10 protein-coding genes and 1 riboswitch are annotated in these 16,562 nt (G+C 68.3%); of the genes, 7 read left to right on the top strand and 3 right to left on the bottom strand.

The window, feature by feature from the left end; translation table 11 throughout:
• From VA603_RS11325 to VA603_RS11315, 3 genes are all read left to right on the top strand, one after another.
• A partial coding sequence (locus tag VA603_RS11325; RefSeq protein ID WP_323438897.1) for a hypothetical protein occupies positions 1 to 2,710 on the top strand: 2,710 nt, incomplete at its 5' end.
• A gap of 10 nt (positions 2,711 to 2,720) precedes the next feature.
• Positions 2,721 to 3,746 (top strand): OmpA family protein, encoded by a 1,026-nt coding sequence (locus VA603_RS11320; protein WP_323438896.1) that lies wholly within the window; start codon positions 2,721 to 2,723, stop codon positions 3,744 to 3,746.
• Between the two features lie 340 nt (positions 3,747 to 4,086).
• Complete coding sequence (locus VA603_RS11315; protein ID WP_132863965.1) at positions 4,087 to 7,536, top strand: hybrid sensor histidine kinase/response regulator; 3,450 nt, start codon at positions 4,087 to 4,089, stop codon at positions 7,534 to 7,536.
• 228 nt (positions 7,537 to 7,764) lie between these two features.
• Here VA603_RS11315 and VA603_RS11310 read toward each other — a convergent pair whose 3' ends face one another.
• Positions 7,765 to 8,343: a manganese efflux pump MntP gene (locus VA603_RS11310; RefSeq protein WP_323438895.1), complete on the bottom strand. Its 579-nt coding sequence runs from the start codon at positions 8,341 to 8,343 to the stop codon at positions 7,765 to 7,767.
• A 7-nt stretch (positions 8,344 to 8,350) separates the two neighbouring features.
• Positions 8,351 to 8,511: riboswitch (yybP-ykoY riboswitch) on the bottom strand.
• Between the two features lie 206 nt (positions 8,512 to 8,717).
• Between VA603_RS11310 and VA603_RS11305 the strand changes: the two genes are divergently transcribed.
• On the top strand, positions 8,718 to 11,210 hold the full coding sequence (locus tag VA603_RS11305) for a methyl-accepting chemotaxis protein (protein WP_323438894.1): 2,493 nt from the start codon (positions 8,718 to 8,720) through the stop codon (positions 11,208 to 11,210).
• A gap of 267 nt (positions 11,211 to 11,477) precedes the next feature.
• On the opposite strand, the gene VA603_RS11300 is transcribed toward VA603_RS11305, so the two are convergent.
• Positions 11,478 to 12,143: a response regulator transcription factor gene (locus VA603_RS11300; protein WP_132863961.1), complete on the bottom strand. Its 666-nt coding sequence runs from the start codon at positions 12,141 to 12,143 to the stop codon at positions 11,478 to 11,480.
• 174 nt (positions 12,144 to 12,317) lie between these two features.
• Positions 12,318 to 14,261 (bottom strand): acetate--CoA ligase, encoded by a 1,944-nt coding sequence (gene acs / locus VA603_RS11295; RefSeq protein ID WP_132863959.1) that lies wholly within the window; start codon positions 14,259 to 14,261, stop codon positions 12,318 to 12,320.
• A gap of 239 nt (positions 14,262 to 14,500) precedes the next feature.
• On the opposite strand from acs, the gene VA603_RS11290 reads away from it, so the two are divergent.
• The 3 genes from VA603_RS11290 to VA603_RS11280 all read left to right on the top strand — a co-directional run.
• On the top strand, positions 14,501 to 15,940 hold the full coding sequence (locus VA603_RS11290; RefSeq protein ID WP_132863958.1) for a DcaP family trimeric outer membrane transporter: 1,440 nt from the start codon (positions 14,501 to 14,503) through the stop codon (positions 15,938 to 15,940).
• A 150-nt stretch (positions 15,941 to 16,090) separates the two neighbouring features.
• On the top strand, positions 16,091 to 16,408 hold the full coding sequence (locus VA603_RS11285) for a DUF485 domain-containing protein (RefSeq protein ID WP_132863956.1): 318 nt from the start codon (positions 16,091 to 16,093) through the stop codon (positions 16,406 to 16,408).
• Between the two features lie 38 nt (positions 16,409 to 16,446).
• Positions 16,447 to 16,562 (top strand): hypothetical protein (locus VA603_RS11280; protein WP_425603694.1); only part of this gene is annotated, 116 nt, incomplete at its 3' end.

Here is a 16,562-nt window from a genome sequence, read left to right as displayed (position 1 = left end):
CGCCTTCGACCGTGACATCCGTCGCTGGGAGAAGACGTTCAACAACGGCAAGGCCAATGCCGCCGCGCGCACCGCGTTCTTCGTCAAGGGCCAGATCAAGGGCGAGTACCTGCTCACCGCCGCCTACGATTCGGACAAGGATGTGCGGGGCCGCCTGCTGCGTGACATCCAGCCGGAAGAGTTCTACCCGGTGTACGGCGACTCGTCGCTGCGCGGCTTCGATGCACGTTCGGCCGAACGCCTGTACGTGCGCATCGACAACAAGCGCAGCTACCTGCTGTACGGCGATTTCCAGACCGGCGACACGCTGGCCACCACCAGTGGCATCGGTGGCAGCGGCCCGATCCCGCAGCGCAGCCTGAGCACATACAACCGTACCGCCACCGGCCTGGGCTGGCATTTCGAAAGCGAGCGCGTGCGTACCAACGTGTTCGCCATCGAAGACTCGCTGCGGCAGATCATCGAAGAGTTCCGCAGCCAGGGCAGCGGCCCTTACGCGCTGCGCAACAACGCCGTGCTGGAAGGCAGCGAGCGCGTGGAGATGATCGTGCGCGACCGCAACCAGCCCACGCGCATCGTTTCGGTGAAGCCGCTGGCGCGGCTGGTGGACTACAGCTTCGAGCCGTTCTCCGGCCGCATCCTGCTCAACCAGTTCCTGCCCTCGTTCGACAGCGACCTCAACCCGGTGTCGCTGCGCATCACCTATGAACTGGACCAGCAGACCGAGAAGTTCTGGGTGGTGGGCGCCGATGGCCAGTTCAAGCTGACCGACAAGCTCGAAGTGGGCGCCTCGGCGGTGGAAGACCGCAACCCGTACGCCGAGTTCAAGATGGGCAGCGTCAACGCCGGTTACCGCTTCGGTGAAAACACGATGCTGGTCGCCGAGTTCGCCCGCACCCGCAGCGAGGTCAACACCAACTCGCTCAACCAGGTCACCTCGCAGGGGTTGAGGGACGTGGTGGGCGAGGTGGAAGGCGATGCATGGCGCGTGGAATTCGCCCATGACGGCGGCAAGTTCGACGCCCGCCTGTTCGCCGCACGCACCGATCCGGAGTTCAACAACGCCGCCTCGCCGTTGTACGGCGGCCGTGGCGAGTACAGCGCCCGCATGGCCTACGCCGTGGGCCCGCGCCTGGAGCTGTACGTCGAAGGGCTGCGCAGCGAAGACCGCAATCCGGATGGCGGCAAGCGTGACGCCGGCGGCGCGGGCGTGCGCATCGGTGCCACCGAGCGTCTGACCGTGGACTTTGGCCTGCGCAGCATCCGCGAGACCATCGGCGTCACCTCGCCGTGGTCGTCCGGTGCGCCGTTCGGGCAGACCGGTGGACTGACCGGTGGCTTCGCCACGGGCGGTGGCGGCGGTGCGCTGGGCTACGGCCAGCAGGCACTGGACCCGGCCACCGGTTTGATGGTCATCAATGGATCCTCGAGCGGCAGCCCGATCACCAGCGACCTGCCGGTGGGCACCAAGCTGGAATCGGACAGCGCACGCATCGGCCTGGGTTACCGTTTCAGCGACAAGTTCAGCGGCGGCGCCGAGTACGAACAGAGCGTCAGCGGTGAAGACCGCAACCGCGTTGCCGCGGGCGTGGATTACCAGGTGTTCGAGCGCAGCCGCCTGTACGGTCGCTACGAAAAGCAGACCGGCCTGACCAGCGCCTATGGCATCACCACCACCGACCGCGAGGCCGATGCGCTGGTGTTCGGTATCGACAGCAGTTACATCCGCGACACGCAGGCCTTCTCCGAGTACCGCATGCGTGACTCGATCAGCGGCCGTGACGTGCAGGCGGCCTCGGGCATCCGCAACAACTGGGACATCGCCCAGGGCCTGCGCCTGAGCAGCTCGATCGAACGGGTGAACGTGGTAGCCGGTGACACCGGCGACAGCACCGGTCTGGCACTGGCGTTGGACTACACCGCCAATCCGCTGTGGCGCGGCGCCATCCGTGGTGAACACCGCATCTCCGAGGACGTGCCGGGCACCACTGCCAACGAGGCCTTCAACACCACGCTGCTGCAGTTCATGGTGGCGCGCAAGTTGAGCCGCGACTGGACGCTGCTGGGTCGCAACTACCTGCTGGCCACCAACTACGAAGACCGTGGTGACGTGCTGCAGGATCGCTTCCAGCTTGGCCTGGCCTACCGCGACACCGACCGCAACCGGGTCAACGCGCTGATGCGCTATGAGTACAAGCTCGAGCGCGACGAGAGCGGCCTGACCCTGCTCGACGGTGAGGTGGTGGATGGCACCAGCCAGGACGTGCGCACCCGCGCGCATATCGTCTCGGCGCATGCCGACTGGCACCCGTCGCGTCCGTGGTGGCTGACCGGCCGCATCGCCGGCAAGTGGCAGCGCGACCAGTTCGCCTACAGCGACGGTGGCCGCGTCAACAGCAGCTTCAATGCCGTGCTGGTGTCCGGCCGCGTGGTCTACGACATCACCGAGAACTGGGACATCGGCGTGCTGGGTTCCACCTTCCGTGGCCAGTACGGTGCCAACCAGTACGCCTACGGTCTGGAAGTGGGCCGCCTGTTGCGCCAGAACCTGTGGTTGTCGGCCGGTTACAACTGGACCGGCTTCGAAGGCGACAGCGACCTCAACGGTTACGAGTACACGCAGCAGGGTGCGTTCCTGCGCCTGCGCTTCAAGTTCGATGAAGATCTTTTCCGTCGGGACCCGGTTCGTTACCGCGATCCGGCCCGCTGAGGATGACACCATGACCCTTTCGCCTATGAAAACCCGCTCGTTCCGCACCCTGCTGGCCGCCGCTGTCCTGACTGCTGTCAGTGGCGTGGCCACCGCGCAGCAGACCCAGCTCAACCCGCAGGCCAAGCGCATCACCGACGAGGCCATCCATGCCGACCTGGAGTCCTACGAGGCCACCCAGGGCCGCATCCAGGCGCTCAACGATGGCGGTCGCCCGATCCGCGACTACCACCTGTCCAAGGCGCAGTGCTGGCTGGACGTGTCCTTCCACGAGTACACCCGCAACGACCGCAGCGCCTTCCCGCAGGAAGCGCTGACCGAGTCGGAGAAGCTGATCGTGGACATGGAGAACGGTGTCTCGCCGATCCCCACCGACACCGCGCTGGTCAACAACGCCAAGTACCTGCGTGCCGACCTGTGGCAGCGCCTGAAGGTCATCCACGGCACCCCGGGCTTCGCCTGTGCGGCGCAGAAGGTGGCCTGCGGTGAAGTGGAGCTGGTGCACGCCGGCAACGAGTTCAACCAGCAGCAGTGGCGTCATTCCAAGCCGTACATCCAGATCGCCGAGGACCTGGTCAACGAGGCGGAGACCGCCGCGCGCCTGTGTGGCGTCGCCGACCCGACCGGCCCGGTTGCGCCGGCCCCGGCGCCGGGCCCGCTGATCGCCAACGTGCTGTTCGAGTTCGACCGCGACGGCTACAAGGACATCCGCACCTACTCGCTGGAAAGCGTGGACCGTGCACTGGCCACGATCAGCAGCGAGCAGCGCGAGCTGGCCGGCGTCACCCTGGTCGGGCATGCCGACCGCATGCAGGGCAACGGCTTCGACTACAACCAGGCATTGTCCGAGCGTCGCGCCAAGACCGTGCGCGAGCTGCTGATCGGTCGTGGCGTGGCCGCCGACAAGATCCGCTACGAGTACCGCGGTGATACCCAGCAGGTGCAGCAGTGCGACGGCGTCAAGCCGCGCGCTGCGCTGCTGGAATGCCTGCTGCCCAACCGCCGCGTGGAAGTACGCTTCGAGCTGGGCCGGTAAGCGCCCGCGCGGACGAGGTGACGTGGAACGCCCCGGCCATGCCGGGGCGTTCTGCTTTCTGGACGAGGTGCCTGGCCGGCTGCGGCATTGGACGGGGCAGGGCCGGGCAGAACGACGGCACCCCTCCCCAGCCCTCCCCTGCTGCGCAAGGGAAGGGGTGGCTCCCGTGAACGGTCAGGTCGTCGCAGCACCGCTGTTGCTCCCTCCCTTTGCCGCAGGCAAGGGGAGGGCTGGGGAGGGGTAGCCTCCACCCCCGCAGCAACCCTTCCGGCATGACCTGAAAAAGCCACCCCCCACGGAAATCGCTAAACTCGACCGGCTTCTCCAAACGGGTACGCCCTTGGTCTCCAGCTGGATCCTGCTCCTGGTATCGCTTGGCTACGCCGCGCTGCTGTTCGGCGTGGCCTGGTGGGGCGACCGCCGCCCGCTGTACCCGGACCGCCTGTGGCTGCGCCCGGTGGTCTACAGCCTGGCGCTGGCGGTGTACTGCTCCTCGTGGACCTTCTACGGCGGCGTCGGCACGGCGGTGCGCTACGGCATCGGCTACCTGCCCATTTATCTTGGCCCGTTGCTGATGCTGGCCTTCGGCTGGCGCATCATCGAGCGGCTGGCGCTGATCGCGCGCAGCGAGAACGTGGTCTCCATCGCCGACTTCATCTCCTCGCGCTTCGGCCGCTCGCGGCGGCTGGCGGCGCTGGTGGCATTGATCGCCCTGATCGGCGTGGTGCCGTACCTGGCGTTGCAGTACAAGGCCGTGGCGATGAGCCTGCAGGTACTCAGCGGCGACAGCAGCGGCGGCAGCCTGTTGACCGACCCGGCGCTGTACGTGGCGCTGCTGATGGCGCTGTTCGCCATCCTGTTCGGTACCCGCCAGGTCGATGCCACCGAGCACCACCACGGCATGATGCTGGCCATCGCGTTGGAATCGATGATCAAGCTGGTGGCGATGATCTCGGTGGGCCTGTTCGCCTACCTGCTGATCGCCGACCGCGGCGAGTCGGTGGTGCAGTCCGCGCGCACGCTGTTCGAAGGCATGCCGCCGGTGGGCTTCGTCTCGCAGACCCTGCTCAGCTTCCTGGCGCTGATCTGCCTGCCGCGCCAGTTCCACGTGGCGGTGGTGGAATGCGGCAGCGCCGCCGACGTGCGCCGTGCGCGCTGGATGTTCGGTGGCTACCTGGTGCTGATCTCGCTGATGATCATCCCCATCGCCAGCGCCGGGGCGACGCTGTTCGGCACCGGGCTGGCCTCCGACGACACCCTGGTGCTGGCCCTGCCGATGTCCGAGGGCAGCGTGGCGCTGGCGCTGGTCGCCTACGTGGGCGGCTTCTCGGCGGCGACCGGCATGGTGATCGTCTCCTCGATCGCCCTGGCCACGATGATCAGCAACGACCTGGTGATGCCGGTGCTGTTGCGCCGCAGCGGCGACCATCGCGAGGCTGCCGACGTGGCCTCCAGCGTGCTGTGGATCCGCCGCCTGGCGATCGTGTTGCTGGCGCTGGTCGCCTACGGCTACTACCGCGTCAGCAACAACGACACCATGCTGGCCACCTACGGGCTGATGGCGTTCGCCGCGGTGGCGCAGTTCGCGCCGGGCCTGATCGGTGGCCTGTACTGGCGCGGCGCCAGCCGGCGCGGCGTGGAGATCGGCATGGTGGTCGGCTTCGCGGTGTGGGTGTACACGCTGCTGGTGCCGGCATTGAGCCACGGCGGCTGGCTGGACGATTCGCTGTTGCAGCGTGGCCCGTTCGGCATCGGCTGGCTGCGCCCGCAGCAGCTGTTCGGGCTGGAGGGCTGGGATCCGCTCACCCACGGCACCTTCTGGTCGCTGCTGCTCAACACCGGCGTCATGCTGCTGATCTCGGTGCGCTGGCGCCCGGACGTGGCCGAGCGCCTGCGCGCGGCGCCGTTCCTGGATCCTTACGCCAAGCGCCCGGTGGTCTCCGGCGATTGGCCGGCGCACGTCAAGGTGCGCGACCTGCTGGCGCTGGCCACGCGCGTGATCGGTGATGCACGCGCCCGGCGCGCCTTCAACGAGCAGGCGATCGTGTTGCAGCGCGAACTGCTGCCGTCCGCGGCCGCCGACCGGATCTGGGTGCAGTTCACCGAACGCCTGCTGGCCGCGTCCATCGGTGCGGCGTCGGCGCGCCTGCTGCTGACCAGCCTGCTGCGTGGCTCGGGCATGGACCTGGGCGAAGTGGTGGCCGTGCTCGACGAAGCCGGGCAGGAGCTGCGCTTCAACCGCGAGATCCTGTCCACCACGCTGGAGAACATCAGCGCCGGGGTCAGCGTGGTCGACCCGGAGATGCGCCTGACCGCGTGGAACCGCCGCTACCAGCAGATGTTCGGCTACCCCGACGGCATGCTCTACGTGGGCCGCCCGGTGGCCGACCTGATCCGCTACAACGCCGAGCGCGGCGAGCTGGGCGAGGGCGACATCGAGATCCAGATCAACCGCCGCATCGGTTACATGCGCGCCGGTTCGCCGCATGTGTTCGAGCGCACCGGCGCCGATGGCAAGGTGATCGAGCTGCGTGGCCAGGCCCTGCCCGGTGGCGGCTACGTCACCAGCTACAACGACATCACCGACTTCAAGCAGGCCGAGCAGGCGCTGCTGGAAGCCAACGAAACGCTGGAACAGCGCGTGGCCGAGCGCTCGCAGGAAGCCGAGGCCGCGCAGCAGTCCAAGACCCGCTTCCTGGCCGCGATCAGCCATGACGTGCTGCAACCGCTCAACGCCGCGCGGCTGTTCGCCTCGGCGCTGCGCGACAGCCTGCCCGAGACCGACGAGCAACGGCACCTGGCCGAACGCGTGGATGCTTCGCTGCGCGCCGCCGAGGAGCTGCTTGACGGCCTGCTCGATGTCTCGCGGCTGGATGCCGGCGGGCTGCGCCCGACCATCACCGAGTTCGACGCCAGCGTGCTGGTGCGCGAGCTGGCCGCGCAGTACACGCCGGTCGCGGCCGGCCGCGGCCTGCGCCTGCATGTGTTCGCGCGCGCGGCGTGGGTGCGCAGTGATCGCCGGCTGCTGCGCCGCGTGCTGCAGAACTTCATGGCCAACGCGCTGCGCTACACGCGTACCGGCCGCATCGTGCTGGGCCTGCGCGTGCGCGGCGAACAGGTCGAGCTGCAGGTGTGGGATACCGGCCCGGGCATTCCCGAGCACCACATGCAGCAGATCTTCAACGAGTTCCACCGCTACCAGCAGCCGTTCGACTGGGGCGAGCAGGGGCTGGGGCTGGGCCTGTCGATCTGCCAGCGCATCTCGCGCCTGCTCGACCATGGCCTGAATGCCCGCAGCCAGCCCGGCCACGGCAGCATGTTCTCGATCACCTTGCCGCGCGTGGCAGCTCCCGCCGCACCGCTGGTGGAGGCGCGCCAGGCCACGGCGTTCGGCGGGGATGATTCATTGGCCGGCCTGCGCGTGCTGTGCGTGGACAACGATCAGGAAATCCTCGACGGCATGCGCGCCCTGCTGGGGCGCTGGAAGGTCGAGGTGATCGCCGCCAGCACGGTGGACATGGCGCTGGAAAAGCTGGCCGAACGGCCGGACGTGATGCTGGTGGACTACCACCTGCACGACCGCATGGACGGCCTGGATGCACTGGTTGCGCTGCGCGAGGCCGCCGGCCGGCCGTTGCATGGCGCACTGCTCACCGCCGACGGCCGCGACGAGCTCAAGCGGCTGGCGCGCGAGCGTGGCTACCGCGTGCTGACCAAGCCGGTGAAGCCGGCCTCGCTGCGCGCCTTCCTGATGGCGATGAACGCCCCGCGCCAGCGCCAGCAGCCGTAGCACCGGCCTCGGCCGCGAAGCGGGGAATGCGCCGTGCCGTGCCGTGCTCGGTGCCGGCGCGTGGCGGCGAGCAGCAATCCCTCCCCGGCCCTCCCCTTGCCTGTGGCAAAGGGAGGAGGTGTTTCATGCGATCGGTCAGACCACGGCAATGCCGCTCCAGCTGCTTCCGTTTGCCGCAGGCAAGGGCAGGGCCCTGCAGTTGCTGCTGCCACGGCACCGGCACCGGACTCAACCCACCGCGGTCAGGTGCTCGTACAGGATCGTGCAGCCGATGATGATCAGGATCACGCCGCCCACGATCTCCGCGCGCTTGCCGGCCAGGTTGCCGAGCACGCGGCCGAGCATGATGCCTGCGGTGACCATCGTCATCGTGCACAGGCCGATCACCAGTGCGACCACGCCGATGTGCACGTCCAGGAAGGCCAGGCCCACGCCGATGGCCATCGCATCGATGCTGGTGGCAAAGCCTGTGACCGCCAGCGCCCAGAAGCCGTGGCGTGATTTTTCCGTGGAATCCTCGCCTTCGGCCTCCTCCGGCTTCAGGCCGGCGACGATCATGTGGATGCCAAGCGCACCCAGCAGCACGAATGCGATCCAGTGATCGAATGCTTCCACGTACTGCGAGGCGGCGCGGCCGAGCAGCCAGCCGATGATCGGGGTGATTGCCTCGATCACGCCGAAGATCAGGCCGGCGCGCAGCGCATCGGGAAGGCGGGGTTTGTTCATCGCCGCGCCCTTGCCGACCGCAGCGGCGAAGGCATCGGTGGACATGGCAAAGCCAACGAGCAGGATGGAAAGAGGGGACATCTTCAGTACCGGGCCGGGCGGACTCAAACGGCACACGGCGCGCCCAACCATTCGTTGCGCACGCGTGCCGCTGGTCTCGCCAACCGGGTCTGGCTGCCCACGCCACGGCGCACTGGCCGAGTATGTTGACGTGAGCGCTTCCAACGCTGGAAGCAGGCTACTCCCCAAGGGAGCGCGGATTCTAGCATGGCCGCCGCCCGGGCCCCTGAGGCGAGGCCGAACAGGCCACTGCAATACCCCTGTAACCGCCGCGTGGCCTGATGGGCGCCCGGCCTTGTGCCGCGCGCCGGCCCGGTTGCCCCGCGCCATCGGGTGCTCAAGAAACCCGTATGCCGGCCGATTCCGAGGCATCCCCACGCCCGGAGTACCGGCCCATGAAGTTCCCCCTCGGTATCGCCCAGAAACTGCGCCTGAGCCTGTTGGCGCTGGTGATCGGCCTGATCGTGATCGGCTCGGCCTACGCCTGGCTCAGCGTCGGCATGCGCAACGCCGACCAGCGCCTGCAACGTTACCAGCAGGATGCCGCGCAACTGGAAGCGCTGGCCGCAGCGTTTGCCGAGGCACGACGCGCGCAGGCCGAATATGCCATGTCGTTTTCCACTGCCGCCGGCCAGGCCTTTGTCGCTGCCAACAACCGCCTGCAGGCCGCGCTGGTGCCGGCCAAGGGCGGTCCGGGGTGGAGCGAGGCGCTGGCCAAGCCGCTGCGTGCCTACGTCGAATCCGGGCAGGCGCTGGACGAACGCATCACCGAACTCGGCCACGACGCCGACAGCGGCATGCAGGGCGAGCTGCGCGGTGCCGTGCATGAGGTGGAGAACCTGATCGCCGACTACCAGGCACCGGCGTTGCAGGTGTCGATGCTGACCATGCGCCGCTACGAGAAGGATTTCATCCTGCGCCGCGAGCAGAAATACGCCGATGAACTCAGCGCGCAGGTGATGCCGTTCGAACTGTTGCTGCAGTCCACGCGCATGCCCGAGGACGTGCGCGGGCAGGTGCGCGAGGCGATGCAGCGGTATCAAGGTGCATTCCTGTCCTATGCCGCCGCGCGGTATGGCGCGGACAGTGAAACCCAGGCCATGGACGACCTCGCCGCACAGGTGATGCCGGTGATCACCGGCCTGCAGCAGGCGCAGCGCAGCAGTCTGGCCCGGCAGCGCGACGAGCAGGCCGCGGCACGCCGCTGGATGGACGCCGCCTTCGCCGCCACCGTGCTGGTGGTCGGCCTGCTGCTGGTGAGCCTGCTGGTGCTGCTGCTGCGCGCGGTGGAGCGACCGCTGGCCGATGCCGCCGCGTTCGCCCGCGCCATTGCCGACGATGATCTGGACGGGCGGCTGGTGGTCCGCAATTCGCACGATGAGATCGGACGCCTGGCCACCGCGCTGATGCAGATGCAGTCCAGCCTGCGCGAACGCATCGCCAGCGAGCGGCTGGCCGCGCAGGCCAACCAGCGCGTGCGCCAGGCCCTGGACGTGGCCAGCGCCGCGGTACTGGTCACCGACGCGCAGGGCAGGGTGGTCTATGCCAATCCGGCGCTGGCGCACTCGTTCGCGCTGGCCGACGTCGGGTGGGTGGTCGAGGCCGGGTGCGAACTGCAGGCACTGGGCGTGCAGGTGGAGGTGCTGGCCCGGCAGGCGCTGGAGGAGGGCATCAGCGTCAACGCCGACGTGGCGCTGGGCAACACCGGCTTCCTGTTGCGGGTCAGCCCGGTGCTGGAGCAGTCGCGCGTGCTGGGGCTGGTGATGGAATGGCAGGACCGCCGGCTGGAGCGGGTGATCGTCAACGAGGTGGCGGCGGTGGTCGAAGCGGCCGCTGCCGGTGAGCTGCAGGGACGGATCGTGCTGGACGACAAGCAGGGTTTCGTCCACCAGCTCGGCGAGCGCATCAATGCCTTGCTCGACAGCGTGCAGGCCCAGCTGGGCGACGCCACCCGCGTGATCGGCCATTTCGCCCGCGGCGACCTGAGTGCACGCATGCGCGATGACGGCCGCGGCATCTACGCACAGCTGCGGCAGGGGCTGGAAGTGGCGATGCGGCAGGTGGGCGGCATCGTCGCCAGCATCCAGCACTCGGCCGGCAGCGTGCAGGACGCGGTGGACGACATGGCCAGCGGCACCGCCGACCTGTCCGGGCGGGTCGAGCAGCAGGTCAGTGACGTGCATGACGCGCTGGCGCGGGTACGCTCGGTGGCCAGCGAGGCCCGCGAGAATGCCGGCAGTGCGCGGCACAGCGCGGCGGTATCCGAAGCGGCCAGCGAGGCCGCCACGCGTGGCAGCGAGGCCACCGCCGCGGCGATCAGCGGCATGGAACAGCTGCGCGCGTCATCGCGGCACATCCGCGAGATCGTCGCCACCGTCGACAGCCTGTCGTTCCAGACCAACCTGCTGGCGCTCAATGCCGCAGTGGAGGCCGCGCGTGCCGGCAGCCACGGGCGCGGCTTCGCGGTGGTGGCCGGTGAGGTACGGATGCTGGCGCAGCGCTCGGCCGAAGCCTCGCAGCAGATCCGGGTGCTGGTCGATGCGTCGCTGCAGCAGGTGGAGGCCGGTGCGCGGTTGGTGGATACCAGCGGTGAAGTGATGCACGACATCAGCGGCCGGGTGCAGCAGGTGGTGACGGCGATGGCGCGCATCGACGCCGGCTCGGAGCGCCAGGTGAGCGCGGTCGATGACGTGGAACGGTTGCTGCGCCGTATCGGCGAAGGCACCCGACAGAGTGGCAACGTCGCACGCGCTTCCTCGCAGGCAGCGGCGGAAATGCGCGTGCAGGCGCAGGAACTGGCCGCGGCGGCGGAGCGCTTCGTGGTGGCGGGCGAGGCGGAGGCTGCGAAGACTGTCGCGGGGAACGGGGGGCTGCGACGGTCAGCGTGAAGAGTTGGGCGGTTGAGTGGGCGAGCCGGTGAGCAGTCGAGAAGTCGAGCGTCATCCCTCCCCAGCCCTCCCCGTGGCTGCGCCAAAGGGAGGGGGCAAGAGCGGGCTTGGCTGCGCGCTGCCAGATCGCATGAACCGCCCCCTCCCTTTGGCGCAGCCACGGGGAGGGCCGGGGAGGGGTCGCTCCTGCTCTTGCTCCACACCCAAACCCAGCATCACCTGCCGCAGATCACAAACGCAGCAATGCCCCCGAACCGGCGTTGCGGCTCAGTCTTCTTCCGGCGGGACGACGATGGCGTCGTCATCGATGGCCAGCTTGCCGGCCATCAGCACCGCCTGGGTGCGGTTGGTTACGCCAAGCTTGCGCAGGATGGCGGTGACATGGGCCTTGATGGTGGCCTCGGAGACGCCCAGGTCATAGGCGATCTGCTTGTTCAGGCGGCCGGCACCGAGCATCTGCAGGACGCGGAACTGCTGCGGGGTCAGCTCGCGCAGGCGCTGCCCAACTTCGCATTCCTCATGGTCGGTGGGTGGCACGTTGTGCGCTTCGGCCGGGGCCCAGCGCTCGCCATCGAGGATGGTGCCCAGGGCATGGCCGATGGTGTCCGAATCGGCAGACTTGGGAATGAAGCCGCAGGCACCGTGGTCGAGCGCGCGGCGCATCACCTTGGGCTCCTCGCGTGCGGAGACCACCACCACCGGCAGCTGCGGGTGCAGCGAGCGCAGGTGCACCAGTGCGTTGAAACCCTGCGCGCCGGGCATGTTCAGGTCCATCAACACCAGGTCGGCGTCGGGATGCTGCTCGGCCAGGGTGTACAGGGCCTCGACACTGTCCGCCTCCAGCAGCTGCACACCGGGGATGACGCGTTGCACCGCGCCCTTCAGGGCTTCGCGGAAAAGCGGGTGGTCATCGGCGATCAGCAGGGTAGGCATGGCGGAAATCGGAGTTGGCGGAGTAGTGAAACCCCTCTCCCTGCGGGAGAGGGGTAGGGGAGAGGGTACACAGGCCAAGCCCGTTGTGCGCTGCGCGCCTCCCCGCATCCGCCCCTTCGGGGCACCTTCTCCCAGAGGGAGAAGGTGAAGCCACGCAGCTTCCCGTACCCGCGGTTACCGCACCTTGCGCTCTTCCACCAGCGAGGCGACCACCGAGGGGTCGGCCAGCGTGGAGGTGTCGCCCAACTGGTCCGGGGCGTTCTCGGCGATCTTGCGCAGGATGCGGCGCATGATCTTGCCCGAGCGGGTCTTGGGCAGGCCCGGGGCCCACTGCAGGTGGTCCGGCGCGGCGATCGGGCCGATCTCCTTGCGCACCCAGGTCACCAGCTCCTTGAGCAGCTCGTCGGTCTGCGGCTCGCCGGCCACCAGGGTGACGTAGGCGTAGATGCCCTGGCCCTTGATGTCGTGCGGGAAGCCGACCACGGCCGCTTCGGCCACCTTCGGGTGCGAGACCAGCGCGCTTTCCACCTCGGCGGTGCCGATGCGGTGGCCGGAGACGTTGATCACGTCGTCGACGCGGCCGGTGATCCAGTAGTAGCCGTCCTCGTCGCGGCGGCAACCGTCACCGGTGAAGTAGTTGCCCGGGTAGGTGCGGAAGTAGGTGTCGATGAAACGCTGGTGGTCGCCGTAGACGGTGCGCATCTGGCCCGGCCAGGAGTCGCGGATCACCAGGTTGCCCTCGGCCGCGCCTTCCAGCAGTTCGCCGTCGGCGCTGACCAGGGCCGGCTGCACGCCGAAGAACGGCAGCGTGGCCGAGCCCGGCTTCAGGTCGATGGCACCGGGCAGCGGCGAGATCAGGATGCCGCCGGTCTCGGTCTGCCACCAGGTGTCCACGATCGGGCAGCGCGCATCGCCGACCACGTCGTAGTACCAGCGCCAGGCTTCCGGGTTGATCGGCTCGCCGACGCTGCCGAGCAGGCGCAGGCTCGTGCGCGAGGTGCGCTTGACCGGCGCCTCGCCCTCGCGCATCAACGCGCGGATGGCGGTGGGCGCGGTGTAGAAGATGGTGACCTGGTGCTTGTCGATCACCTCCCAGAAACGCGAGGTGTTGGGGTAGTTGGGCACGCCCTCGAACATCACCGAGGTGGCGCCGTTGGCCAGCGGGCCGTAGACGATGTAGCTGTGGCCGGTGACCCAGCCCACGTCGGCGGTGCACCAGTAGATGTCGTCCTCGCGCAGGTCGAACACCGCCTCGTGCGTGTACGCCGCGTACAGCAGGTAGCCGCCGCTGGTGTGCAGCACGCCCTTGGGCTTGCCGGTCGATCCGGAGGTGTACAGGATGAACAGCGGGTCCTCGGCGTTCATGCGCTCGGGTTCGCACTCGGCCGGCTGGGTGTCCACCACGTCGTGGAACCAGCGGTCGCGCGGGGCCTGCATGTCCACCGCGCCGCCGGTGTGGCGCACCACCAGCACGGTTTCCACGGTGTTGGTGCCCGGCAGCTTCAGCGCGGCGTCGACGTTGGCCTTCAGCGGCACCTTCTTGCCACCGCGCAGGCCTTCGTCGGCGGTGATGATCAGCTTGCTGCCGCAGTCGCCGACGCGGTCGGCGATGGAGTTGGCGGCGAAGCCACCGAACACCACCGAGTGGATCGCACCGACGCGGGCACAGGCCAGCATCGCCACTGCGGCGTCGACGATCATCGGCAGGTAGATGGTGACGCGGTCGCCCTTCTTGACGCCGAGGTTGCGCAGCGCATTGCCCAGGCGGCAGACGCGCTCGTACAGCTCGCGGTAGGTGACCTTCTGCGCCGGGCTGTCCGGGCTGTCGGCCTCGAACAGGATGGCGGTCTTGTCACCGCGCGTGGCCAGCTGGCGGTCCAGGCAGTTCACGCTGACGTTGAGCTCGCCGTCCTCGAACCACTTGATGCGGAAATCGTCGAGCTGGTAGCTGACGTTGCGGATCCTGCTGGGCTTGACGTACCAGTCCAGCCGCTCGGCGGCCTTGGCCCAGAACGCGTCGGGGTTTTCCACCGATTCGCGGTACTGCTGCTGGTACGTGGTCTTGTTGATCCGTGCCTTCGCGGCGAACCCGGCATCAACGGGATAAACATCAGTCATGGCAACCCCTCACCTTTGCACTTGTAACCAATGAAAAGGCCTTGTCTGCGCGACAGGGCCGGACAACCCAAGTGTGCCGTATCCACCCCCCCGCGCGCTGCCCCCCGGATTAGACGATGGTCGAATGCACGCCGACTTACGACTAATGGCGAATAGCCGCCCCGTGCCGGCCGACCGCACGCTGGCCGCGACCGTGCAGCTGGTGCGGCCGCAAACGCCAGTCGGGAGAGAGACTGAAAATGAATACATCCGTGTTGAAGACGGCCCGCCGTCCGCTCGCCGCCGCGCTGCTGGTTGCGCTGGTCGCGCCGGGCATGGCGTGGGCCGAGACGGCCAGGGAGAAAGCGCTCGAAGCGCGCGTGGCCGAACTGGAACGGCAGGTGCAGTTGCTGGTGTCCACCCAACAGCAACAGCAGGGCGTGATCACGCAGACCCAGACCGACGTCGGCCAGGTGCGTGCCGCGCAGGCCGACCTGGCCGCACGGCCGGCGGCGACGGTGCCGGCCGGCAAGCAGCCGATCCAGGTCACCAGCATCACACCGGGCGCGACGCCGGGCACCACGTTCAAGTTCGGCGGCTTCATCAAGGCCGACTTCCTGGCCACGCGCACCGGCGACGGCCAGCTCGCCGACGACGCCACCGGCCGCGCGCTGTACCTGCCGGGGCAGACGCCGGTGCACGGTGCCGGCGGCTCGGGCAGGGCCTCGGACGTGGACTACAACGCGCACGCCAAGTTCTCGCGCTTCAACCTGGGCGTGGACCACGTGGCCGAGAACGGCGACAAGGCCGGTGCCATGGTCGAGATGGACTTCTTCGGCAACTCGCTGGGCAACCAGACCGCGACCAACACCTACGGCGTGACCCTGCGCCATGCCTACATGTACTGGAACAACTGGCTGGCCGGCCAGACCTGGTCCAACTTCATGGATGCCGCCTCCATCCCCGAGGCGGTGGACTTCGTCGGCCCGACCGACGGCGTGGTGTTCGTGCGCCAGGCCCAGGTCCGCTATACCAACGGCGGCTTCAGCGTGGCCCTGGAAAACCCGGAGACCACCACCCTCACCGGCACCTACAACCCGGGTACCGGCAAGTGGAACGTACCGTCGGTGGTCAACTCCGACCGTGGTTCGCTGCCGGACCTCACCGCCCGCTACGGCTGGAAGGGTGACTGGGGCACGTTCGGCGTGGCTGGCCTGGTGCGCCAGCTCAAGGTCGACAACCAGGCCACCGGTGCCGATGCCACCAAGGTCGCCGGTGGCGTGACGCTGGGCGGCAAGTGGGTGATGGGCGACAGCGACAGCCTGCACTACCAGCTCACCGGTGGCGAAGGCATCTCGCGCTACATCGGCCTGGGCATCACCGCCGACAGCGGCTACGACGCGATCCGCGACGAGATCGACCCGACCGGCGTGGTCGCCGCCTACGTGGGCTGGCGCCATGCGTTCTCGCCCAAGCTGCGCACCAACCTGATCTACGCGCGCAGCGACTACGACAACGACGCCTCGATCACCGGCAACCTGGTGACCAAGAGCGTGCAGTCCATCCGCGGCAACGTGTTCTACACCCCGATGCCCAAGGTCGATATCGGCGCCGAGCTGATGTACGGCGTGCGCGAGATCGAGAACGGCCAGAAGGGCGACATCAGCCGCCTGCAGTTCACCACCAAGTACAGCTTCTGATCCCGCGGTGCCGGCATGCAGGCCATGCCGGCACCGTCTGCAGGAATGTAGTCCGTACCATCTCCCTACCCCCACGGGGAGCACTCATGTCACCGCCGAGGCGCGTACCCCGCGCCGGGGCGCTCGTATTCCCACGTCTGGAGAATCCCGATGAATGCTTCCGTCGATCCCCGTGTTGAGCGGATCGCCTCCAATCCGCTCTACCAACGCCTGCGCAAGATGCGCAACCGGCTTGGCTGGACCCTGACCGTGCTCATGCTGCTGGCCTACTACGGCTACATCGGCCTGATCGCCTTCGACAAGGCGTTCCTGGCCACGCCGATCGCCGCGGGCAAGATCACCACCGTGGGCATCCCGATCGCGCTGGGCCTGATGGTGTTCACCATCCTGATCACCGGCTTCTACGTGCGCCGCGCCAACAAGGAATTCGACCAGCTGACCCAGCAGATCGTGGAGGAAACCCGATGAGCCATTCCTTCCTGCGATCGGGCGCGCTGCTCGCGCTGATGGCAGCCAGCGGCGCCGCCCTGGCCGCCGGCGGCGACATCGGCCAGACCGTGCGCCAGCCGACCAACTGGACGGCGATCACCATGTTCGCCGTGTTCGTGCTGGCCACGCTCGG

Source organism: Stenotrophomonas capsici (assembly GCF_034961085.1).
In the GTDB taxonomy this organism is placed as follows: domain Bacteria; phylum Pseudomonadota; class Gammaproteobacteria; order Xanthomonadales; family Xanthomonadaceae; genus Stenotrophomonas; species Stenotrophomonas capsici.
This window is presented reverse-complemented; position numbering and strand designations above follow the sequence as displayed.